Source organism: Streptomyces sp. NPDC015346 (assembly GCF_043078785.1).
GTDB lineage: Bacteria > Actinomycetota > Actinomycetes > Streptomycetales > Streptomycetaceae > Streptomyces.
In genome coordinates this window covers 348,887-370,567 of the sequence record NZ_JBIBTW010000001.1, presented here as the reverse complement: position 1 = coordinate 370,567, position 21,681 = coordinate 348,887, and the positions used below count along the sequence as shown (strand labels likewise).

The 21,681-nt window shown below is 73.1% G+C and carries 16 protein-coding genes and 1 tRNA gene; 8 read left to right on the top strand and 9 right to left on the bottom strand.

What is annotated here, in order from left to right; genetic code table 11:
* Positions 1-10 precede the first annotated feature (10 nt).
* From ACF06X_RS01670 to ACF06X_RS01650, 5 genes are all read left to right on the top strand, one after another.
* Positions 11-415: a globin gene (locus tag ACF06X_RS01670; RefSeq protein ID WP_392285169.1), complete on the top strand. Its 405-nt coding sequence runs from the start codon at positions 11-13 to the stop codon at positions 413-415.
* A gap of 193 nt (positions 416-608) precedes the next feature.
* Positions 609-4,088, top strand: coding sequence for an FtsX-like permease family protein (locus ACF06X_RS01665; RefSeq protein ID WP_392285168.1), 3,480 nt, complete (start codon positions 609-611; stop codon positions 4,086-4,088).
* A 146-nt stretch (positions 4,089-4,234) separates the two neighbouring features.
* Positions 4,235-7,024, top strand: a complete 2,790-nt coding sequence (locus ACF06X_RS01660; protein ID WP_392285167.1) for an ABC transporter permease — start codon at positions 4,235-4,237, stop codon at positions 7,022-7,024.
* Entirely contained in the window at positions 7,021-8,028 is a 1,008-nt protein-coding gene (locus tag ACF06X_RS01655; RefSeq protein WP_392285166.1) for an ABC transporter ATP-binding protein, read from the top strand. Before ACF06X_RS01660 ends, ACF06X_RS01655 begins: the two co-directional genes overlap by 4 nt.
* 61 nt (positions 8,029-8,089) lie before the next feature.
* The gene (locus ACF06X_RS01650) at positions 8,090-8,749 is read left to right on the top strand and encodes a hypothetical protein (RefSeq protein ID WP_392285165.1); all 660 of its coding nucleotides are present in this window, start codon (positions 8,090-8,092) and stop codon (positions 8,747-8,749) included.
* On the opposite strand, the gene ACF06X_RS01645 is transcribed toward ACF06X_RS01650, so the two are convergent.
* From ACF06X_RS01645 to ACF06X_RS01615, 7 genes are all read right to left on the bottom strand, one after another.
* Complete coding sequence (locus ACF06X_RS01645; RefSeq protein ID WP_392285164.1) at positions 8,727-9,389, bottom strand: hypothetical protein; 663 nt, start codon at positions 9,387-9,389, stop codon at positions 8,727-8,729. The genes ACF06X_RS01650 and ACF06X_RS01645 overlap by 23 nt on opposite strands.
* On the bottom strand, positions 9,386-9,808 hold the full coding sequence (locus tag ACF06X_RS01640; RefSeq protein ID WP_392285163.1) for an acyl-CoA thioesterase: 423 nt from the start codon (positions 9,806-9,808) through the stop codon (positions 9,386-9,388). Before ACF06X_RS01640 ends, ACF06X_RS01645 begins: the two co-directional genes overlap by 4 nt.
* A gap of 2 nt (positions 9,809-9,810) precedes the next feature.
* Positions 9,811-11,475 (bottom strand): energy-dependent translational throttle protein EttA, encoded by a 1,665-nt coding sequence (gene ettA / locus ACF06X_RS01635; protein ID WP_392285162.1) that lies wholly within the window; start codon positions 11,473-11,475, stop codon positions 9,811-9,813.
* A gap of 181 nt (positions 11,476-11,656) precedes the next feature.
* Positions 11,657-13,078, bottom strand: coding sequence for a Cys-Gln thioester bond-forming surface protein (locus ACF06X_RS01630; RefSeq protein ID WP_392285161.1), 1,422 nt, complete (start codon positions 13,076-13,078; stop codon positions 11,657-11,659).
* A gap of 285 nt (positions 13,079-13,363) precedes the next feature.
* Positions 13,364-13,915: a single-stranded DNA-binding protein gene (locus ACF06X_RS01625; protein WP_392285160.1), complete on the bottom strand. Its 552-nt coding sequence runs from the start codon at positions 13,913-13,915 to the stop codon at positions 13,364-13,366.
* Positions 13,916-14,087: 172 nt separating this feature from the next.
* On the bottom strand, positions 14,088-15,755 hold the full coding sequence (locus tag ACF06X_RS01620) for a GTPase (RefSeq protein WP_392285936.1): 1,668 nt from the start codon (positions 15,753-15,755) through the stop codon (positions 14,088-14,090).
* A 204-nt stretch (positions 15,756-15,959) separates the two neighbouring features.
* Positions 15,960-17,618: a dynamin family protein gene (locus ACF06X_RS01615; RefSeq protein WP_392285159.1), complete on the bottom strand. Its 1,659-nt coding sequence runs from the start codon at positions 17,616-17,618 to the stop codon at positions 15,960-15,962.
* 303 nt (positions 17,619-17,921) lie between these two features.
* Between ACF06X_RS01615 and ACF06X_RS01610 the strand changes: the two genes are divergently transcribed.
* Positions 17,922-17,994: transfer RNA gene (locus ACF06X_RS01610), tRNA-Arg, on the top strand.
* Positions 17,995-18,074: 80 nt separating this feature from the next.
* On the opposite strand, the gene ACF06X_RS01605 is transcribed toward ACF06X_RS01610, so the two are convergent.
* Positions 18,075-19,310 carry a pyridoxal phosphate-dependent aminotransferase gene (locus tag ACF06X_RS01605; RefSeq protein ID WP_392285158.1) on the bottom strand — a complete coding sequence of 412 codons (1,236 nt, stop codon included), beginning with the start codon at positions 19,308-19,310 and terminating at the stop codon, positions 18,075-18,077.
* 265 nt (positions 19,311-19,575) lie between these two features.
* On the opposite strand from ACF06X_RS01605, the gene ACF06X_RS01600 reads away from it, so the two are divergent.
* On the top strand, positions 19,576-19,887 hold the full coding sequence (locus tag ACF06X_RS01600) for an ArsR/SmtB family transcription factor (protein WP_392285157.1): 312 nt from the start codon (positions 19,576-19,578) through the stop codon (positions 19,885-19,887).
* A gap of 137 nt (positions 19,888-20,024) precedes the next feature.
* Here the strand turns inward: ACF06X_RS01600 and ACF06X_RS01595 are convergent, their stop codons facing one another.
* Positions 20,025-21,125 (bottom strand): permease, encoded by a 1,101-nt coding sequence (locus ACF06X_RS01595; RefSeq protein ID WP_392285156.1) that lies wholly within the window; start codon positions 21,123-21,125, stop codon positions 20,025-20,027.
* Between the two features lie 95 nt (positions 21,126-21,220).
* Here ACF06X_RS01595 and ACF06X_RS01590 point away from each other — a divergent pair, with 95 nt between their 5' ends.
* Positions 21,221-21,568, top strand: coding sequence for a metalloregulator ArsR/SmtB family transcription factor (locus ACF06X_RS01590; protein ID WP_392285155.1), 348 nt, complete (start codon positions 21,221-21,223; stop codon positions 21,566-21,568).
* Positions 21,569-21,681: the final 113 nt, after the last annotated feature.

Genomic DNA, 21,681 nt, shown 5'->3' with positions numbered 1-21,681 from the left:
CGATGGAACGGTGAACGAGATTCCGCGCGGCACGCTTCAGGAGCAGACCTTCTACGAGCAGGTGGGTGGCGAGGAGACCTTCCGGCGGCTCGTCCGCCGCTTCTACCAGGGAGTCGCGGAGGACCCCCTGCTGCGCCCGATGTACCCCGAGGAGGACCTCGGCCCGGCGGAGGAGCGTCTTGTGCTCTTCCTGATGCAGTACTGGGGCGGCCCCCGCACCTACAGCGACCACCGCGGCCACCCCCGCCTGCGCATGCGCCACGCGCCGTTCACCGTCGACAAGGCCGCCCACGACGCCTGGCTGCGCCATATGCGGGACGCCGTGGACGAGCTGGCCCTCGCTCCCGAGCACGAGCGCGAGCTGTGGAACTACCTGACGTACGCGGCGGCGTCGATGGTGAACACCGCGGAGTAGCGCACTCCGGAGTAGCCCACGCCGGAGTAACGCATTCCGGAGTAACGCATTCCGGAGTAACGCATTCCGGAGCCGTGGTCCCGGATAACGGTCACGATCCAGTCAAGGCCCCCTGCAAGCGGTTTCCAGGGCCTGTGCCCTCTGAAAGCATCCGACGAACGTTCGGTGGGCGCTTGGTGGTTCTGGGGGATGGGTGACGGGGTTCGTACTTCTGCGTGTCAGGGCACACCGGCTGCTGCTGGCCGCGGCGCTGCTCGCCGTCCTGCTGACGACCTCCGTGCTCGCCGCCCTCGCCGCCTTCTCCGGCTCCATCGGTGACGCGGCGCTGCGGGGCACCCTGCGGGGCCGTGCCGCGCCCGCCGCCGCGCTGGTGGTCGGCGCGCAGGTCCCGGTGGAGCGGCGGGAGAGCGCCGACGCCGCCGCCCGGGAGGGCGCGCGGCAGGCCTTCGACGGCCTGCCGGTGAGCGTGCGGAAGCTGGAGCGCTCGGGTCCGTACGCGCTGCCACGCGGTCTTCAGGACCCGGCCGCGCGCCTCGGGGAGCCCGACCTCACCCATGTCGCCGCGCTCGACCGCTCGCGTCTCGCCCTCGTCGAGGGCGCCTGGCCGACAGCGCGCGCGGCCGGCGCCGGGACCAGCACCCCCGCCCCCGCCCCCGCCTCCTCCCCAGCCGCCACCGCCACCGCGAAGACCGTCGAGGTCGCCGTACCGGAAGAGGCCGCCAAGCGGCTGCGCGTCCGGCCGGGGACCGTCCTCGATCTGACCGACCGGGCCGGCGGGAAGCCGGTGCGGGCGCGGATCACCGGCGTCTACCGGCCCGCCGACCTCGCCGACCCGTACTGGCAGCTCGACCCGGCCGGCGGGCGCGGGGTGCGGACCGTCGTCTTCACGACGTACGGTCCGCTCCTCGCCGACCCGGCCGTCCTCGGCTCCGGGCAGGTGACCTCGGGCGATACCTCCTGGCTGGCCACCGCCGACTTCACCGGCGTCACCATCGACCGGATGGACGCCCTGCGCGCCTCGGCGACACGGGTGCCGCGGGAGCTCGCCGCCGACACCGCCGCCTTCGGCTCCCTGGCGAGCGCGCGGACCGCGCTGCCGACGGTCCTGGAGCAGACCGAACGCGCCCTGCTCGTCTCCCGGTCCACGCTGATGATCGTGGCCGTGCAGCTGGTGCTGCTCGCCGCGTACGCCCTGCTGCTCGTCGCCCGGCTGCTCAGCTCCGAACGGTCGGGGGAGACCGAACTGCTGCGGGCCCGTGGCGGTTCGCGGCGCCGGATCGCCTCCCTCGCCGCCGTCGAGGCGCTGCTGCTGGCGCTGCCCGCGGCCGTGCTCGCGCCGCTGCTCGCCGGACCGCTGACCCGGCTGCTCGCCGACCGGTCCTCGCTGCGCTCGCTCGGCGTACGGCTCGACGACATCCCGCTCGGCCGGGTCTGGCTGGTCGCGGGGCTCGTCGCCGTGTGCTGCGCGGCCGCCGTCGTGGCCCCGGCGCTGAGCACGGGTGACGGCGGCGCCGTGACCCTGCGGAAGGGGCGGACGGGCGCGCTGCCCGCGCCGGTCAGGGCCGGCGCGGACGTCGGTCTCCTCGTCCTCGCCGCCGTCGCGTACTGGCAACTCGACCGGCAGACCGGGGCGTCGGGGGGCGGGGGCGGCGGCGCGGGCGGCGGCAGCGCGGACGGCGGCGGCGGAGGCGGAGGTGCGCTCAGCGGGGACCGCGCGGGCGACCTCGGCATCGACCCCCTCCTCGTGGCCGCCCCCGCGCTCGCCCTGCTCGCCGGCACCGTACTGACGCTGCGGCTGCTGCCGCCCACGGCCCGGCTCGCCGAGCGGCGTGCCGCCGGCGGGCGCGGGCTGCCGGCCGCGCTCGCGGGCTGGCAGTTCAGCCGTCGGCCGCTGCGCGGGGCCGGTCCGGTGCTGCTGCTGGTTCTCGCGGTCGCCATGGGCATGCTCGCCGTGGGACAGAGCGCCTCCTGGAGCCGTTCGCAGGAGGACCAGGCCGACTTCCGTACGGGAACGGCGGTACGGGTCCTCACCGGCGGCTCGGCCGACCCGGCCCAGGCCGGCCGGTACACCGCTCTGCCCGGCGTCCGCTCGGCGTCCCCCGCGCACCGCGGCACGATGGACCTCGCCGACAACCGGACCGCGACCGTCCTCGCCCTGGACACCCGCCACGCCGCCGACGGCTTCCTCCTCCGCGAGGACCTCGCCGACCGCCCGGGCCCGTCGCTGCTGACGTCCCTCGCGCCCACGCCCGCGCCCGCGTCCGCTCCGCCACCAGGCATCCCGCTGCCCTCCGGAAGCGCGGGCGTGGGACTCGACCTGCGGCGCACGGCGCCGGCCGGCACGCCGACGGCCCAGGTGACGGTCGTACTGGAGGACCGGTACGGCATTCCGTACCGCCAACTCCTCGGGCCACTCCCCTCGGACGGGAAGCCGCACCGGCTCAGCCTCCGCCTCCGGGGCGGCGGTGCCTCGGACGGGCCGCTCAGCCTGACCGGTGTCGAGCTCGACGGCCAGCTCCACGAGACCGGCGAAGGCGGGCGGCAGACTTTCACCGTCGACCGGCTCGTCTCCCTCCGCCAGGACGGCACGGAGCGACCGATCGACAGTGGGCGCGCCTTCGCCGCCTGGACGACCGGCTACCAGCGGACCACGCACGGCGAGCGGCTCGACGCCGTCCCGCTGACCGGTCGCTCCACCCCCACGACGCCGTACACCGTCGGCTTCTCGGCCGGCACGGTGCCCCCGGGGGCGGCGGCGGAGGGCTACGGTCTGCGGGTCACCGCCCCACGCCCCGCCCCGCCCGTGACCCTGCGCGGGGTGGCGACCGACGCGTTCCTCGCGGCGGCCGGGGCGAAGAAGGGCGACCGCGTCGAGGCCTCGTTCGGCGGGCTCGAGGTCCCCGTGACGATCGTGGATACCGTCCGCGAGCTGCCCACCACCGGGCCCACCACCGGGTCCGGCGCACATGCCGTGTCCGCGACCACCCCCGTCGCCGCGCCCGACGACGGGGGCGGGCGCGGCGACGGAGGCGCCCTCCTGGTCGACCTGCGCGCGGTCAACCAGTTCCTCCTATCCCATCCCTCCGACAGCGGCGGGACCCTGGCGCCCACCGAGTGGTGGCTCACCACCGCGCCCGGGAGCGCCGACGACGTCGCACGGACGCTGCGGGCCAGGCCGGACGCCGACCCGGCGCAGGTGCTCGTCCGGGACGAGGCCGCCGCCGAACTGCTCGGGGACCCGCTCGGCGCGGGCCCCAACGCCGCGTTGATGGCGGTGGCGGCCGCCGCGGCGGCGCTCGCGGCGGTCGGCTTCGCGGTCAGCGCGGCCGGCTCCACGCGGGAACGGTCCGCCGAGTTCGGGGTGTTGCGGGCGCTCGGCGCGCCGCGCCGCCAGCTGGCCCGGCTGATCGCCGCCGAGCAGGGCCTGCTGGTCGGCATCGGTCTGCTGGTCGGCGTGGCGCTCGGCGCCGTGTTGACCCGGGCCGTCGTGCCGCTGGTCGTCCTGACCGGTCAGGCGGCCCGGCCCGTCCCTCGCGTCCTGGTCGAACTCCCGCCCGGGCACGTCGCCCTGCTGCTCGCCGGGGTGGCCGCGCTGCCGCTGCTGATCGTGGCCGTGATCGCGCTCCGCCGCACCGACCCGGCCGTGACGCTGCGCCACCAGGGGGACCACTGATGCGCGGACCGCTGAAGCGACCCCTGCGTACACCGGCGAACCCACCGACGAAGGCGACAGAAGAACCACCGGCGAACCCGCCGAAGAACCAGCCGAAGAAGGCGACAGGAAAACCACCGGCGAACCCACCGAGGAAGGCGACCGCCATGCCCGCCAAGCCCGTCCGCGCCGTGGCTCCCTGGGTCCGGACCCGGCTGCGGACCGCGCCGGGGGCGGCCTGGGCCTTCGCGCTCCTCGTACTGGTCACCGCGTTCCTCGGCGCCGCGCTCCCCCGGGCCGTCGACGTGTACGAGACGGAGGGCCTGCGGCACGACCTCGCCACCGCCCCGCCCCGCTTCACCGTCCTCGACATCACCACCCCTCCCCCGCCGCCCAGCCTCGCCCGGGAGGCCCGCGAGGCCGGCATGGGACCCGAGCGGCTGGCGAGGGACCGGGCGGCGCTGGAGAAGCTGCTGCCGGATCCGCTGCGCGTCGACCAGCAGGAGTCGGTGCACGGCGTACGGACCACCCAGCGGGTCATCGGGCTCGACCCGTGGCTGCCCCAGCCGTCCAAGCTGCCGCCGGAGTTCACCCTGGCCGCACCGTCCGGGCTCGCCGAGCACGCGACGGTACGGGAGGGGCGGCTGCCCGTGAAGGCCGACACGGTCAAGGGGACCAGCGAGGCCGCCGTCACCGCCGAGACGGCGAAGTCGCTGCGGCTGAAGGTCGGTTCGGTGGTGCACGTACCGGCCCGGTTCTCCTCGACGCCCCTCGCCGTGAGCATCACCGGCATCGTCGAACCGGTGCGCCCGCAGGGCGGCTACTGGTCCGTCGAACCGCTGCTGCGCACCCCCGCGTACACGCTGAAACCCAGCGGCGACGGCACGCGGTTCTACTGGCAGGCCGCGCTGCTGCTCGCGCCCGCCGGCGGCCCGGTGCTCCTGTCGGGCACCGGCGACCCGGAGCTGTACTGGCAGCTCGCCCCCGCCACCGGCCATCTCACCGCGCCGGACGAGCCCCGGCTGAGCACGGCGGTCGCCTCGCTCTCCAGCGGCCCCGACCTCGTGAAGGTCCGCGAGGCGATCGGCCCGTCCGGCGCGGTCTCCACCGGCCTCGACGCACTCGCGGGCGCCTACCGCTCCCTGCGCGCGGCCATCGCGCCGGTCGTCGCCGTCGCCGCCTTCGGCATCGGCGCGGTCGCCGCCGTCGTGCTCGCGATGACCGGCGGCCTGTTCGCCGCGCGGCGCGCCGCCGAACTGGCGCTGTTGCGGTCCCGCGGCGGCTCGCTCGCCGGCATCGGCGTCCGGCTGCTCGGCGAGACGAGCGTCCTGGCGCTGCCGGCGGCCGGCCTGGGTCTGCTGCTCGCGACCCTCGCGCTGCCCGGCGCCCGCTTGCTGCCCGCCCTGCTGGGGGCGGGAGCGGTCGCGCTCCTCGCCGTATCGGTGCTGCCGCTGCGCGCGCTGTTCCTGCACCGCGGGCCGCTCACGCACGGCGGGCGCGAGGACGTCGTCGGCGCCCGCCCCTCCAAGGGCCGTACGGTCGCCGAACTCACCCAGCTCGCCCTGGCCGTCGGCGCGGTCGTCGCACTGCGCCGGCGGGGCACGACCGATGGCGGGGACCACCTGGTCAGCGCGGCGCCGGTGCTGGTGGCGCTGATCGCCGCGCTGGTTCTCGTACGGCTGTATCCGCTGCCGCTGCGGTGGGCGGCCCGGCCGGCCCGCAGGCTGCGCGGCGCGGTCGGCCATCTGGCGCTCGCCCGGGCCGGGCGGTCCTCGGCGACCGGCACGCTGCCGCTGCTCGCCCTCCTGGTGGCGCTGACGACGGCCGCGTTCGGCGGCTCGGTGCTCGCCGGGGTCGCCGACGCGCGCGACCGGGCGGCGCTCCTGGAGATCGGCGCGGACGCGCGGGTCGTGGGGAACGCCGAGGGGTCGCCGCTGCCGGCCGGCCTGGCACGGGCGGTGAGCGGGACGGCGGGGGTACGGGACGTGACCACGTTCCAGGTCGAGTACGGGACCCCGCTGCCGGTCGGCACGGGCCGTGCGCCGGAGCGGCGCACCGTGCCGCTGATCGGGGTGGAGCCGGAGTCGTACGAGCGGATCGCCCGCCGCACCGGCTTCGGCCCCTTCCCCGCCACGCTCCTGAAGTCCACCGGAACGGGAACGGGCGGCCGGATCGACCCGGACCGGGTCCTTCCGGCCATCGCCTCGCCCCGGGTCGCGGCGCGGCTGGGCACCGAGCCGCAGGCGGTCGTGGCGGCGGCAGGCACCTTCAAGGTACGGATCGTGGCGGTCCGCGCCGCCACCCCCGCGCTCCCCGGCTCCGACTTCCTGCTGGTCAACGGCGCGGACCTGACCGACCGGGCGGACACCGCGCTGCTGGCCTCGGGCCCGTCGCTGGACGGGGGCGCGCTGCGGAGGGCGGTGGCGGCGACGGCCCCGGACTTCTCGGTGGCGCTGCGCACCGAACGGCGCGCCGCGTACGTGGACTCGCCGATGCAGTCGGGCGCCGAGCGGATCTACCTGGCCGCGATCGGCGCGGGCGCCGGCTACGCGGTGCTCGCCGTCCTCCTGTCGCTCCTCCAGACCTCGCCGGAACGGGCCACGCTGCTCGCCCGGCTGCGGACGATGGGCCTGACCCGGCGGCAGGGGCGGCGGCTCCTCGGCCTTGAGGCGATGCCGCAGGCGCTGCTCGCCGCGGTCGGCGGGACCCTCGTCGGCTGGGCGACGATCCTGCTGCTGGCGCCGGGCGTGGATCTGGTCCGGCTGGCCCTGCCGGCGACGCCGGGGACGCCGGGGCTCGACGCACTCGGCGGCGCGCCGCTGCGGGCCGATCCGTGGTCGCTGGGGCTGCCGGCCGTGGGCGTGGTGGCCCTGGCGGGGGCGGCGGCGGCCGTTCAGGCGTGGTGGTCGGGGCGCAGGGGCTCGATCAAGGAACTCAGGGCAGGAGACGCACGATGACGACGACCGACACCTCTGAGGCCGCTGAGGCCTCTGGGACCCCCCACTCCGCCCACTCCGCTCAGACGTCCCTCGGTGAGCTGGAGCGGCGGGCGGCGGCGCGGCGTGACCGGCCCTCGTACGGCCACGACGCCTTGATCGCCTGCGACCGGCTGGTACGGATCTTCACCACGGACGGGGTGGAGGTCCAGGCGCTCCAGGGCCTCGATCTGCTGGTGGCGCAGGGCGAGTTGATGGCCCTGGTCGGGGCGTCGGGCAGCGGCAAGTCGACGCTGATGAACATCCTGGCGGGCCTCGACGTGCCGACGGCGGGCGCGGCGAAGGTGGCGGGCCGCGACCTGCTGGCCATGGACGCGAAGGCGCGGCTGCGGTACCGGCGGGACGTGGTGGGCTTCGTCTGGCAGCAGACGGCGCGGAACCTCCTGCCGTACCTGACGGCCGCCCAGAATGTGGCCCTGCCCATGCAGTTGCGGGGCGGCCGGACGGGCCGTGCGAAGAAGGCGGCGCGGGCGGAGGAGCTGCTGACGATGCTGGACGTCGCGGACTGCCGGGACCGGCGGCCGCACCAGATGTCCGGCGGTCAGCAGCAGCGGGTCGCGATCGCGGTCGCGCTGGCCAACAACCCGTCGGTGCTGCTGGCGGACGAGCCGACCGGCGAACTGGACTCGGCGACGGGCGAGCAGGTCTTCGCGGCCTTCCGCCGGGCCAACGAGGAGCTGGGCACGACGATCGTGATCGTCACCCACGACCAGGCGGTGGCCTCCGAGGTCCGCCGCACGGTCGCCATCCGGGACGGCCGCACATCCTCGGAGGTCCTGCGCCGCACGGAGGTCGACGAGGAGGGGCAGGAGTCCCTGGTGGCCCGCGAGTACGCGATGCTGGACCGGGCGGGCCGGCTGCAGCTCCCGGCGGAGTACACCGAGGCGCTGGGGATGGAGCACCGCGTGATGCTGGAACTGGAGCAGGACCACATCGGGGTGTGGCCGGACGACAAGGAGCGCTGAGGCGCGGCGACCAGGAACCTGGCGGGGGGCGAGGGCGTCCTTCCTGGCAGGGGGTGTGTCCATGTCATCACGGTCACCGTCACAACCGTCAGGGTCGTCCGAGTCGCTGTCGCAGTCGCCGTCCCAGCCGCCTTCGCAGGGCTCGGCGGGGCGGCTGGTCGCGGCCGTCCCGGGGGGCGCCGCGGCGCTGCTGTACGCCTGGGCGGCCTGGTGTTTCGGAGGGCCTTCGTCGCCGTCCACCACGGTCGCGGTCTCGGTCGGCGGAGCCCTGGTCCTGGGCGCGGGCGTGACGTACTTCCTGCTGGTCGACGGCAACACCGGATTCTTCGGGGCGCTCGCCCTGATCGGTGGGCTTCTGCTGACGGTGGCCGTGGCGGACCAGGCCGCCTCCCGCGGGGAGACCGCCACCTGTGTGGTGACGAAGATCCGGGAGGAGCTCCGGAAGTCGGTCGGCGAGGGCGGGGCGGAGAAGACGCTGTATCACCACACGTTGCGCTGTCCCGGCGGCTATCCGTCGTCTCTCGGGGCGGAGGACCGGCGGGTCGCGCCCGAGGGCGGGGAGGTGCGGGTCGCCTACGACGCGGAGCGCCGGGTGGCCCCGGCGGTGGAGGGTTCCAGTTCGCCGTGGCGGCCGGCGCTGCTGGCTCTGCCCCTCCTGGCGCTGGCCACGGCGGGCGCGGCGCGCGGGCGGCGGACGGTCAGCGAGGAGCGCCCGGCGTGACCGTCAGGGACATCGGGGCCGTACGCAGGGCGATCGATCCGTACGGGGTGCGGAGCCGGAGCCAGGGGCCCGAGGCGAACAGGGCCACGGGGATGTCGTACGGGGGCAGGAAGCCGAGGGACTGGGCCGCGTGGACGGCCCGGAGCGGAAGGTCCGTACCGGCGACCGTGCGCGACCAGATCTCGCGGCCGAGCCGGTCCCGCTCCGCGCGCGTGCGCCGCTCCTGCGGCAACTCCTCGTCGCGGGAGCGGAATTCGGCGACCGCCGCGGCGACCGCGCCCCGCAGCTCCCGCGCGCCGGGCACTCCCTCGACCGGCTCCCAGCCGCCCCGCGGCGGCAGCACGCCGGCCCAGGGCGGGCCGGTGACGGTGTCGGGGACGACGGCCTTGCCGGCCGACTCCTCGATGCCCTCCAGGAGCTCGCCGGCCGACACCGTGACGTCCAGCCGTACGTCGTCGACCAGCCGCGCCGTACGGACGGCCAGCACCTCGAACGACGGGGGCCGCCCGAACACGGCGAGCGCGCCGCCTCCCGCCTGCAGGCGGACGGCGGCGGCCCGGTCGTAGTGGATCAGCCGGGTCAGGAAGGCGGCGAGGTCCGCCGCCTCCCTGGCGTCGGCGAAGTGCAGCGGCGCGATCATGCGGCTGACGTCATCCCGTCGTCGACGTACTCCTGGAGGAAGGCCCGCTCCTCGGCGCTGATCCGCCGCGGGCGCTGTGCCTCCATGTCGAAGGGCACGACGATCGTCGAGGCCCGTACGTACGTGACGTCCGGGTCCTTGATCTCGTACGCGATCGTCAGCGACGCCGCGCCTATCTTCGTGACCCACGACTCGATGGTGACCGGCTCGTGCCGGTGCACCAGCGGCCGTACGTAGTCGATCTCGTGCCGGGCCACGACGGACCCGCCCGAGAACGACGGCGAGCCGTTTCCCGGCGCCAGCCGGAACATGAAGTCGATCCGCGCCTCCTCCAGATAGCGGAGGAAGACGACGTTGTTGACGTGCCCGAAGGCGTCCATGTCCGACCAGCGCAGGGGACAGCGGTAGATGTGGCGCACGCTCAGCCTCGGGTCAGCTTCTTGTACGTGGCGCGGTGCGGACGGGCCGCGTCCGGGCCGAGCCGCTCGATCTTGTTCTTCTCGTAGGACTCGAAGTTGCCCTCGAACCAGTACCACTTCGAGTCGCCCTCGTACGCCAGGATGTGCGTGGCCACCCGGTCCAGGAACCAACGGTCGTGGGAGATGACCACGGCCGCGCCGGGGAACTCGAGGAGCGCGTTCTCCAGCGAGGACAGCGTCTCGACGTCGAGGTCGTTGGTGGGCTCGTCGAGGAGCAGCAGGTTGCCGCCCTCCTTGAGCGTGAGCGCCAGGTTCAGGCGGTTGCGCTCACCACCGGAGAGGACACCGGCGGGCTTCTGCTGGTCCGGCCCCTTGAAGCCGAAGGCGCTGACGTACGCGCGCGACGGCATCTCGACCTGGCCGACGTTGATGTAGTCCAGCTCGTCCGAGACGACGGCCCAGAGCGTCTTCTTGGGGTCGATGTTGGCGCGGGTCTGGTCGACGTAGCTGATCTTGACGGTTTCGCCGATCTTGACCGAACCCGAGTCCGGGGCCTCAAGACCCTGGATCATCTTGAACAGCGTGGTCTTGCCGGCACCGTTCGGGCCGATGATGCCGACGATGCCGTTACGGGGCAGGGTGAAGGACAGGTCGTCGACGAGGACCTTGTCGCCGAACGCCTTGGAGAGGTTGTTGACCTCGACGACGACGGAACCCAGACGCGGGCCCGGCGGGATCTGGATCTCCTCGAAGTCCAGCTTCCGCATCTTGTCGGCCTCGGCCGCCATCTCCTCGTAACGGGCGAGGCGCGCCTTGGACTTCGTCTGACGGCCCTTGGCGTTGGAGCGGACCCACTCCAGCTCTTCCTTGAGGCGCTTGGCGCGCTTCTCGTCCTTGCGGCCCTCGACCTTGAGACGGGTGGCCTTCTTCTCCAGGTACGTGGAGTAGTTGCCCTCGTAGGGGATCGCGCGGCCGCGGTCGAGCTCGAGGATCCACTCGGCGACGTTGTTCAGGAAGTACCGGTCGTGCGTGACGGCGACGACAGCGCCCGTGTACTTCGAGAGGTGCTGCTCCAGCCAGTTCACCGACTCGGCGTCGAGGTGGTTGGTGGGCTCGTCGAGGAGGAGCAGGTCCGGGGCCTCGATCAGCAGCTTGCAGAGCGCGACGCGGCGCTTCTCGCCACCGGAGAGGTTGGTGACCGGCCAGTCGCCGGGCGGGCAGCCCAGCGCGTCCATGGCCTGCTCCAGCTGCGCGTCGAGGTCCCAGGCGTTGGCGTGGTCCAGGTCCTCCTGAAGCTTGCCCATCTCGTCCATCAGCGCGTCCGAGTAGTCGGTCGCCATGAGCTCGGCGACCTCGTTGAAGCGCTTGAGCTTGCCCATGATCTCGGCCGCGCCGTCCTGGACGTTCTCCAGAACCGTCTTGGCCTCGTCCAGCTTCGGCTCCTGCATGAGGATGCCGACGCTGTAGCCGGGCGACAGGAAGGCGTCACCGTTGGACGGCTGCTCGAGGCCGGCCATGATCTTGAGGACGGTGGACTTACCGGCACCGTTCGGGCCGACCACACCGATCTTCGCACCGGGCAGGAAGCTCAGCGTCACGTCATCGAGGATGACCTTGTCGCCGTGCGCCTTGCGCGTCTTGCGCATCGTGTAGATGTACTCAGCCAAGAGAAACCGTCCGGCAAAGAGTGAGTGGGCAGATACACCCCATCTTGCCTGACGTCCACCCCGCGACGGAAACCCGTACTTCCCCGGGAACGGCGGCGACCCCGGTACGCGGGGACGCGTACCGGGGTCGTCGTGACAGTGGGTCACCCCATGTCACTCGCCGTTCATTATCTGATCTGTGTTACTGGCCGGCCGCCTTCTTCTTGCGGAGGAGGAAGACCGCGCCGCCGCCGAGGGCCACGAGAGCCAGGGCGATGCCGGCGATCATCGGGGTGGCGTTGGAGCTGCCGGTCTCGGCGAGGTCGCCGCCGCCCGTGGTGGAGCCGGTCGTGGAGCCGGTGGTGGAGCCGCCCGCGGTGGCCGCGGGGGCCGTGGTGGACGGGGAGGGCCCGGTCGACGGGGTCTCCGACGGGAGCGGGCCCGGGGTGGCCGTCTTGCAGTCGAGGACGCCCTTGAAGGTCTTCTCGAAGCCGTTCGGGCCGGTGATCGTGAAGTCGTACGCCTCGTCCTCGGCGAGCGGGACCGTCACGGTCTTGGACTCACCGGCGGCGATCGTGTACTTCATGCCCTTGAGCTCGAAGGCGAAGTCCTCGTCACCCTCGTTGGAGGCCGTGATGTCCAGGCCGCCCTTGGCGCAGTTCTTCTCCGCCGTGACGGCCGGGATCGCGCCCTTCTTGGCCCAGCTCGCCGACGCCTTGGCGTTGACCGTGGAAGTGCTGGTGCCGGCCAGGATCAGGGTCTGGCTCTTGACCTTGGTGGCGACGAAGGCGCGGCCGATCGGCACGGTGGTGTCGGCCTGGACGGTCAGCTCGGCGGAACCGTCGGCGGCGCCGGCCGGAACGTCGAAGTAGACCTGGCCGCCGTTGGCGACGTTGGTGACGACCTTGCCGTCCTTGTCGACCAGCTTGACGCCCTCGGGGGCGCCCGGGGCGAGCGAGACGGCGGCCGAGGCGGCGTTCGTGTTCACCGTGACCGGGCCGAGGCGCTCGCCGGACTTACCGGCGACGGAGGACGGGGAGAGGCTGAGGGAGGCCTTCGGCTCCTCCAGGTTCACCGCCTTCTCCTCGAGGTACTTGGTGAGGGCCTGGGCGTCCTCGTCGACCGGCATCGCGTCCGCGTCGTCCGAGAAGTGCCAGATCGCGGCCTGGGTGGCGGCGGCGGCGGTCTTCTCGGTGAGGTTCTTCGCGCCGGCCTTCTTGGCGAGGGCGGCGAGGTCGTTCACCTGCGGGTAGGAGTTCTGCAGGATCCAGCGGATCTTGCCGGCGTCCTCGTTGTTGTGCAGGGAGGACTGGTCCCAGCCGACCTCCTTGTACTCCTGGCCCTTCAAGGCCTCGGTGTAGAGGTCGATGCAGTAGGTCTGGAGCGTGCCGCCGGGCGTGACCTGCATCTCGAACAGGCCGGCGGCGTACTCGCCCTTGCCCTTGATCTTGACCGTGTCGAAGACGGTGAGCTTGCCCAGCGTGGCGGTCGCGCCGCCCGTGCCCTGCAGACCTTCGTCGGCCGCCGCGGGACCCGCGATGGCTATGGCACCCGCTGCGACGAGGCCAGAGACCACGGTCGCGGCGGCAAGGCGGGCAGCGCCGCGCCTCCGAACAGAAAACATGAATTTCCCCTCCGGGCGAGCTGCTCCGTGTCTTTGGTCAGGACACGTGGGGGGAGCGCTTCGCCAGCAGTCTCACTGACCCAGTTGACTCACGTGACTCGAGTCGCGCGAGTGACTCGCACCGACTCAAGTTCCCCATGAGTACGCGGGAATCCTAGGGATGGGGAAGCACCGAGTGCCCCTTCATACGGTCTGATAACCATTCCGACTCGAAATCGTTATCCCTGGCGCCCGTTTCGGGGAGAAGAGTCGGCCGCGGTATCGACAAATCCCCACAACTCCAGGTCAGAGCACGGGCTCCAGGACCTGCACCGTCTCCGTCACCCCGCCCGGCGTGAGGGAGGACGCGGGCCCGGAATCCTCCGGCCTCGCTGCCGGATCGGTGTCCCACGGGTCGCGGTTCGGGCCCGCGGCGCCGTTCTCCTGGCGTTCCGTCACCCGAGGCTCCCCCTTCACCACCCGCCGGAAAGCCGCCGTCCCGCGGGTGAGGTCGTGTCCCACCGCCAGCGCGTCGATGTCCACGAACGTCTTGCGCAGCCCCTGCCCCTGCCCCTGCCCCTGCCCCTGTCCCTCGCGCTCCTCCTCGCGCACCTTCAACCGGCCGTGCACCACCAGGGGTTCGCCGACCGAGACCGAGGCCGCGAGGTTGGCCCCGAGCGCCCGCCAGGCGAACACCGTGTAGAAACTGGTGTGTCCGTCGACCCAGGTACCGCGCTCCCGGTCCCAGCGGCGCGCCGTCACCGCGAACCGGAACCTGGCCACCCCGCCCGTCGCCGTGTCCCGGTACTCGACGCTCGTCGCGACATTCCCCACCAGCGTCACCATCGTGTCGTTCATGACTCTCCCCCCTTGCCCGGACCCTTGCCCGGACCCTTGCCCGGACGGCCCTTCGGCCTTCGCTCGACTCCATGCTGGACCGGGCCGCCGAAACGCGCCGACGGCTGTGGACAACCGGCCGCTTGGGGAAAACCTCGTCACCCGAACGAGTGCGGCAGAGAGCCCCGAGCCCTCACCTCATCCGCGCGCCCCGCCTCGTACCGCCCCACCGCACACCGCCACCGCCGCCGCCCAGCCGCGTGACCCGCGCGCCCGAGCGGGTCCCGGACACCGTCACGTACTGCTCGCGCACCTCGCGGTACCGCATCAGCTCCGCCGAGATCGGATCGAGCACCCGCGCCCGGCCGCAGGCGGCCGCCGCCTCCCGCAGCCTGCGCTCCGCCTCCTGTCCGTACCGTCGCGCCGGCCCCTTCACCGCGGCCGCGCAGGCCCACTCCACCAGCGGGCCGCCCACGATGCCGCCGATCATGATCAGGACCGGCGGCAGCAGCCCCGGCTCGACCACGCCGACGATCTGGCCGACCAGCCACAGCGCGCCGAAGAACTGCAGGAGCGTCATCAGGACCTGCGCGAGGACGGCGGCCGGCCACCAGGCGGGCCGCGGCGGCCGGGCGGCCGGGTCCCCCATGGTCAGCGTCAGCTCGTCGAGCGCCTCGGGCAGCCCCTCGGCCCCGCGCGCCGCCGCCTCGCGCACCGCCTGCGCCCACGGGGCCGGAAGCCCGCGCGAGGCGTCGTCGGCGACGAGCCGTACCGCCTGCTCCACCCGCTGCCGGGCGGTCAGTTCGTCCTCGGCCGGAGCCTGCAGGCGCGGGTCGGTGGAGCCGTGCTCGCGGATCCGCTCGTACCAGCGGTAGAGGCGTAGCCAGGGGGTGCCGCAGGCGCGGATGGCGCCCCGGCGCCAGACGCGTTCGGCGGCCTCGCCGGCCGCCGTGGCGCCCACGGCGACCGCGAGCCGGGCCGCGAAGGCCTCCCTCGCCCGCTCGCCGAGGCCGGTCTGGCCGTCGGCGACGTACACCGGGCGGAGCCGGGCCGCCGCCGCGTCGACGTCGGCCGACAGCCGGAGCGCGGGCGCGGTCCGCTCCTGGACGAACCGGCCGAGCAGTTCGCGCAGTTCGCCGACGCCCTCGCCGGTGAGGGCGGAGAGGGCCAGGACCGTGGCGCCGGGTTCGCCGTGTTCGCCCAGGGCCACGCCGTCCTCGTCGAGGAGCCGGCGCAGATCGTCCAGGACGAGATCGGCGGCCTCGGCGCCCAGCCGGTCGATCTGGTTGAGGACGACGAAGGTGACCTCGGCGTGGCCGGCCAGCGGCCGCAGATAGCGCTCGTGGAGCGCGGCGTCGGCGTACTTCTCGGGGTCCACGACCCAGATCACGGCGTCGACGAGGGCGAGGATCCGGTCGACCTGGTCGCGGTGGGCGGTGACGGCCGAGTCGTGGTCGGGCAGGTCGATCAGGACGAGTCCCTGCAGGTCCTCGTCGGCCGCGCCGCCCGCCAGCGGCCGGCGGCGCAGCCGGCCGGGGATGGCGAGGCGGTCGAGGAGTCCGGCGGAGCCCTCGGACCAGCTGAGCGCGATGGGGGCGGAGGTGGTGGGGCGGCGCAGGCCGGTCTCGGAGATGGGGACGCCGGCGAGGGCGTTGAAGAGGGTCGACTTGCCGCTGCCGGTGGCGCCGGCGATGGCGACGACGGTGTGACGGGCGGAGAGCCGCTGGCGGGCGGCGGCCTCGTCGAGTACGCGCCCGGCCTCGGCGAGCGTCTCGCTCTCGACGCGCGTACGGGAGAGGCCGACGAGCTCGTGGAGCGCGTCGAGGCGGTAGCGCAGGGAGCCGCCGTACTGCCCGCCCAGGGCGGGGAGGCCGTCCTCCTCCGCGGTCGTCGTGCCCGCCCGGGCGGAGGAAGGTCCGCCCTGACCCTCCTGGCCGTCCTGAGGCTTTCCGCCCGCCCGGTCGGCGGCTCTGCGCGCGATCAGGCCGTCGTCCCAGCGCCCGTTCGCCGAGTCGTTCGCGCCCGGCTCCGTCACCTGGCTGCTCGTGCTGCTGCTCACCGGTCCTCACTTCTCCTTCTGCAGTACGGAGAGCGCGGCGATCAGCTCCGCCTGCGGCTCGGGGGTCACGTCGAGGGCGTCGAGGGGGGCGAGGCAGCGGTCGCGCTCGCCGTGCAGGACGTCGTCGAGGTACGTCAGGAGAAGGTCGCCTCCCTTGTCGCGCAGGCGGAGGGCGCTCTGGGCGCCGAGGAGTTCGGCGAGCCGTTCGCCGGCGCTGCGGGTGCGGCGGCCGCCGAGGAGGGCGGCTGCGAGCAGGGCGGCGACGGTCTCGGGCTCGGGGGCGGCGGTGCGGGCGGGCGCGATGCGGTCGCTGCCGCGTACCTCGTCCTCGGCCAGTTCTTCGAGGACGCGCCGCCAGCGCCGTACCGCCAGTTCGATCCGTTCGTTCGCCTCCGGGTCGGGGCCTCCCCGCGCGGCGAGGAGGGCCGCGGCGGCGGGTTCGCGGCGCCAGGAGTCCCGTACCCGCTCGTCGGCGGCCGCGGCCGCGCACTGCAGGAGGGCGGCGAGGGATTCGACGAGGGCGTCGAGGAGTTCGCCGGCGGTGCTGTCGCGGGGGTAGCCGCGCCAGCGGGTACGGGCGTCACCGGCGAGCACGGCCCCGCGGCCCAGCTGCTGCCGGACGCGCTCGCCCTGCTCCTCGTACGCCGCCTCGACCGCGCCGCCGAGCCGGACGGCGGCGGCGTACTGGGCGGCGACCGCCGCGGCGAGCTCGGGCATCCGGGTGTCGAGGGAGTCGATGACGCCGGTCGCGGTGCGGCCGACGGCCTGCTGGCGGGCGGCGGGGTCCAGGGCGCGGTGGGCGAGCCAGGCGCGCAGCGCGGCGACGGCGGTGTCGGGCAGCAGCCCGCTGCCGCCGCCGGCCGACTCGGGCAGCTCGGGGATGGTGAACCGGGGCACGTCCCCGAGCCCGGCCTTGTGGAGCAGGGCCTCGTACTGGCGGGAGACCTCGCCGATGACCTGGTGGGGGACGCGGTCGAGGACGGTGACGAGGGTGACGTCGTACTCCTTGGCGGTACGGAGCAGGTGCCACGGGATGGCGTCGGCGTACCGCGAGGCGGTCGTGACCATGACCCAGATGTCGGCGGCGCACATCAACTCGGCGGCGAGCAGACGGTTCTCGACGACGAGGGAGTCGATGTCGGGGGCGTCGAGCAGGGCGAGTCCGGGGGCGAGGGCGGTGGAGGTCTCGACGCGGAGCGCGTTGTCCTCGGGGGGCTCGTCGGCGTGGTCGTCGTCCTGGCGGCCCTGGTCGTTCTGGTGTTCCTGGTGGCTCTGGTAGTCCTGGTAGTCCCGGTGGGGCAGCCAGATCCGGGTGAGCTGGGGCAGGACGCGCATACCGGCGAACCAGTGGTGGTCGTCGGGGTGGCAGACGAGCACGGGCGTCCGCGTGGTGGGCCGAAGGACCCCGGCCTCGCTGACACGCCGTCCCACAAGAGAGTTGACCAGCGTGGACTTCCCTGCTCCGGTGGATCCGCCGACGACGGCGAGGAGCGGGGCGTCGGGGTCCTTGAGCCGGGGGACCAGGTAGTCGTCGAGCTGGGCGAGCAGCTCGGATCGGGCCTGACGGGCGCGTGAGGCGCCTGGGAGGGGGAGGGGTAGACGCACGGCGGCGACACAGTCGCGCAGGGCGGAGAGTGCGTCGATGAGCTGAGGCCGTTCGTCCAAGGTCACCACATGCGAAGAATGCCCAATTTTGGAGCCTTTTTGAAGCGTATAGGGGTCCTGCGCGCCGACAGAACGACTGATGACGCGAGCCTCAGGCATAACGAGTGCACAACACCCGGGCCAAGTGGCGCGAAAAGCGCTGCGGGAATCGCACCTGCCTGCGATTATCGTTCCGCTTCACCGAACCTCCACATCGTGCCACGCAGGTGAAGCAGCCAGGCCAAGGCATTCAGAGCCCTATCCTTGACCCGGCAAGGCCACACCCCTCCCACAGAGGGTTCCAGGCCACCAGGCCACCACCCGGCCCCCGTAGCTCAGTGGATAGAGCAGGTGCCTTCTAAGCACTTGGCCGCAGGTTCGAGTCCTGCCGGGGGCGCACAGATGAAGACCCTCCTTCGGGAGGGTCTTTTTGCTGGTCAGGGGCGGTTTCTGGTCGGTGGCGGCGCCTCATGGCGGTCACGGCCCCGGGACGGTCAGGTCGGTCACGAAGTGGGAGAGGCGGTCGAGGGCGACGGCCAGGCGGTCCGGGGGGACCGTGTAGGAGATGCGGACGTGGTCGGGGGCCGCGAAGTCGGTGCCGGGGACTACGGCGACGTCGGCTCGGGCGAGGAGGAGCTCCGCGAAGTCCGCGGCCGATCCGATGGTGCGGTCGCCCGCCGTGAGCCCGTACGTACCGGACACGTCCGCGAAGACGAAGAACGCGCCCCGGGCGTCGCCGTCCACGCGCACGCCGGGCACCTTGTCGAGCCTCTGGAGGACCGCCTGGCGGCGTTCGTCCAGGGCCGTTCTGCGGCGGCTCAGTTCCTCGTCCAGGTCGGCGGTGAGCGCCCCGAGGGCCGCGCGCTGCGACACGGACGACGGTGCCGAGGCGGTGTGGCTCTGGACGGCGGCGACGGCCTTCGCCACGTGGGCGGGGGCGGCGATCCAGCCGATGCGCCAGCCCGTCATGGCGAACGTCTTGGACATGCCGCCGATGGTGAGCGTACGGGCGGCCACGTCGGGCCCCAGGGACGCGACGCTGGTGAAGCTGGTTCCGTACACCCAGTGGTCGCAGATCTCGTCGCTGATGACGGTCAGGTCGTGCTCCGCGGCCACGGCCGCGAGGGCGGCCAGCTCGTCGTGCGTGTAGACCACTCCGGAGGGGTTCGCGGGGCTGTTCAGCAGCAGTACACGGGTGTTCGGGGTGATGGCGCGGCGGACCAGCTCCGGCGTGATCTTCAGGCCGGAGCCGGGCGTCGGGCGCACCTCGACCGGTACGCCGCCGACGAGCGTCACCATGTGCGGGTAGCTCACCCAGTACGGAGCGGGGACGAGCACCTCGTCGCCCGGTTCCAGCAGCACGGTGAAGGCATGGTGCAGCGCCTGTTTGGCGCCGGCGGTGATCACCACGTCGCCGGATTCGTACCGGGTGTGGTGCCGGTTCAGGTAGGCGGCGACGGCCGTGCGGAGTGCGGGGATTCCGGCGGCCGGCGTGTACTTGGTGAAGTCCTCGGCGATCGCCGCGAGCGCGGCCCGGGCGGCCGGCTCGACCGTGGGGAAGGCGGGTTCTCCACTGGTGAGGTTGATGACGTCCACCCCGTCCGCGATGAGCTGCTTGGCGCGTGCGTCCAAGGCCGCCGTCGCGGACGGCGGGAGGTGGGAGGCCCGGCCGGCGAGGCGGATCGCGGTGGTCGTGGAGGTCGTGGAGGTCATGGGTCCTTCTCGTGGTGGGTAGTGCCCGTCGTCGGTGTCGGTGTCGATGTCGGTGCGGACGAACGGGGGTGCTCCTGGCGGGTGTTCGCAGCAGGGGACGCAGGGGCAGTCGGAAAGTCTCGCCGATTCATCGATGATCGTCAATGCGTTTCGTCCGGAGACCGTCCCCTATGGACGGACGGCGGTCCGACCCGTCAGATTGATACGCATGATCGAGCAGCAGCCATCCGCGCCGGCGTGCGGCCCCGAGTCGTGTCGACCCTCCATGACCCCCGAGCGCGCGCTGGATCTGGCGGGAATGTTCAAGGCGCTCGCCGACCCCGTACGCCTGCGCATCGCGAGCATCGTGGCGTGCTGCCCCACCGGGGAGTTGTGCGTGGGCGACATAGCGGCCGAGTTCGACGTCACGGGACCGACCGTGAGTCACCACCTGAAGAAGCTGCGGGAGGCGGGGGTACTGGCGAGTGAGCGCCGCGCCAACGAGATCTACTACCGGATCGCTCCGGAGCGCCTGGGGGCCGCCTTCGGAGAGATGGCCTCACTGGGCATCGTGGACGCCGGCGCGGTGTCGTCCTGACCGACCGGCGCCCGCATCGGCCGGCAGGCGCGCCCCCATACGAGTACGACTGCGGCCCGCCCGGTTCCACCCGGGCGGGCCGTTGCCGTCAGTGAGCCGTCGGGCTCAAGCAGTGGGCGCCTCGGCGCCGTTGCGCGTCAGAGCCAGAGCGGGGCGAGCCAGCCGAGGACCATGGCGCCGGTGAGCAGGTAGGTGACGACGAGGAAGACGATCTTCTTGCGGGCGATGATGAACATTCCGCTGATGGCGCCGATGCTCGTGCCGGCACCGGTGACGAGGAAGGCGAGCGCCGCGCCGGGGCCCATGCCGCCCTGCATGAGGGTGGCGACGAGCGGCAGCGAACCGTCGGAGTTGAGGTAGACCGGGATGCCGATGAGGGCGGCCAGCGGAACGGCCAGGAACGAACCCTCGCCGAGGTAGTCGGTGAGGAAGCTGGTCGGGATGGTCTCGATGAGGAGGTAGCCGAGGCCGGCGAAGGCGAAGAAGAAGAGGGCCAGGCGACGGGCGTTCTTCCAGAGGGTCGCGCCGAACTCGTCCAGCTTCAGCTTGCTCGTCAGGCTCACCTCGGGCTCCGGCGCGACCGGCTTGACCTCGACCCGCTCCAGCAGTGCCACACGGGCCAGGCCGCCACCGCCGGCGGGTACGCCCGCTCCTCCGCCGCGCCGGTCCTCCGCGTCGTCAGTGCCGCAGCAACCGCCCGTCTCCGCCTCGGGGGCCTGCTTCTCGTCCGCCGGGCCGCAGCAGGACACCTCCTCGGCGTCGACGATCCGGGCCTGCCCTTCCAGCCAGCGGGTCTTCTCGATCATGTGCGTGATGCCGCCTGCGATGAGGCCGAGAACGATGGACGCCACGAAGAAGGTGGTCGCGAAGTTGAATCCGAAGAGGCCCGTCGACAGGACGTACTCCTCGGGGCTCGTCAGCGGCGAAGCGACCATGAAAGCCACAACTGGGGCCCACGGGACGCGGGAGACGAGGGCTCCCAGGACGACGGCCGTCGTGCCGCAGGAACAGAACGGCGTCACGACGGAGAGGGTGACGGCGCCGACGATGGCCACCGAGGCCCGCTTCCGCAGCCAGGAGGAGAGCCGGTCCGCCCCCACGTACGTGGTGATCATCGAGGCGACGACCACGCTGATCAGCAGGAAGGGCCAGTTGTGCGCGAACGTGTTCCACACGTCCACGGCGACGCGTCCGAGGACGTCCACGACGGAGTCGATCACGGCGGTTCTCCAACTCATTGACGGCTGTCGATGCGTTGGAGCATGCCGGAACGCATCGATGAGTGTCAATGAGTTCTGGGAACAATCCATCGACGGCCGTCGTTACGTCGGTCATGAGCACCCCAGTCATCCAGCTGTGCTGTCCCCCCGTCCTGACGGGTCCGTTGTCCCAGGCGGACGCCGAGCAGCTGGCCGCCGCGCTGAAGGTCATCGCGGACCCCGCGCGCCTCCGCCTCCTCGGCCTCATCAAGAGCCGGCCGGGCGGCGAGGCCTGCACGTGTCATCTCGTGGAACCGCTCGGGCTGTCCCAGCCGACCGTCTCCCACCACATGAAGGTGCTCTACGACGCGGGGTTCCTCGAGCGCGAGAAGCGCGGCCGGCAGACCTGGTACCGCCTCGCGCCCGGCAGCCTGGGCATCCTGCGCGACGCGCTCGACCCCAACGTCCCGCTGGCCGTCTAGCCCCCCCCTTCTTCTCCAGGCCGCCCTCACCGGACCGACCGTGTACCGACACGGACGGGTGAGGGCGGCCTCTTCGTGCCTCTGAGGCATGTGCGTGCCGCGCGCAGTTGATG

Bases quoted from the DNA above. Each gene is read 5' to 3' on its own strand.
- ACF06X_RS01590 (WP_392285155.1), top strand. From the start codon at position 21,221: ATGAGCACCCCAGTCATCCAGCTGTGCTGTCCCCCCGTCCTGACGGGT.
- ACF06X_RS01660 (WP_392285167.1), top strand. From the start codon at position 4,235: ATGCCCGCCAAGCCCGTCCGCGCCGTGGCTCCCTGGGTCCGGACCCGG.
- ACF06X_RS01630 (WP_392285161.1), bottom strand. From the start codon at position 13,078: ATGTTTTCTGTTCGGAGGCGCGGCGCTGCCCGCCTTGCCGCCGCGACC.
- ACF06X_RS01600 (WP_392285157.1), top strand. From the start codon at position 19,576: ATGACCCCCGAGCGCGCGCTGGATCTGGCGGGAATGTTCAAGGCGCTC.
- ACF06X_RS01655 (WP_392285166.1), top strand. From the start codon at position 7,021: ATGACGACGACCGACACCTCTGAGGCCGCTGAGGCCTCTGGGACCCCC.
- ACF06X_RS01625 (WP_392285160.1), bottom strand. From the start codon at position 13,915: ATGAACGACACGATGGTGACGCTGGTGGGGAATGTCGCGACGAGCGTC.
- ACF06X_RS01595 (WP_392285156.1), bottom strand. From the start codon at position 21,125: ATGAGTTGGAGAACCGCCGTGATCGACTCCGTCGTGGACGTCCTCGGA.
- ACF06X_RS01605 (WP_392285158.1), bottom strand. From the start codon at position 19,310: ATGACCTCCACGACCTCCACGACCACCGCGATCCGCCTCGCCGGCCGG.
- ACF06X_RS01645 (WP_392285164.1), bottom strand. From the start codon at position 9,389: ATGATCGCGCCGCTGCACTTCGCCGACGCCAGGGAGGCGGCGGACCTC.
- ACF06X_RS01650 (WP_392285165.1), top strand. From the start codon at position 8,090: ATGTCATCACGGTCACCGTCACAACCGTCAGGGTCGTCCGAGTCGCTG.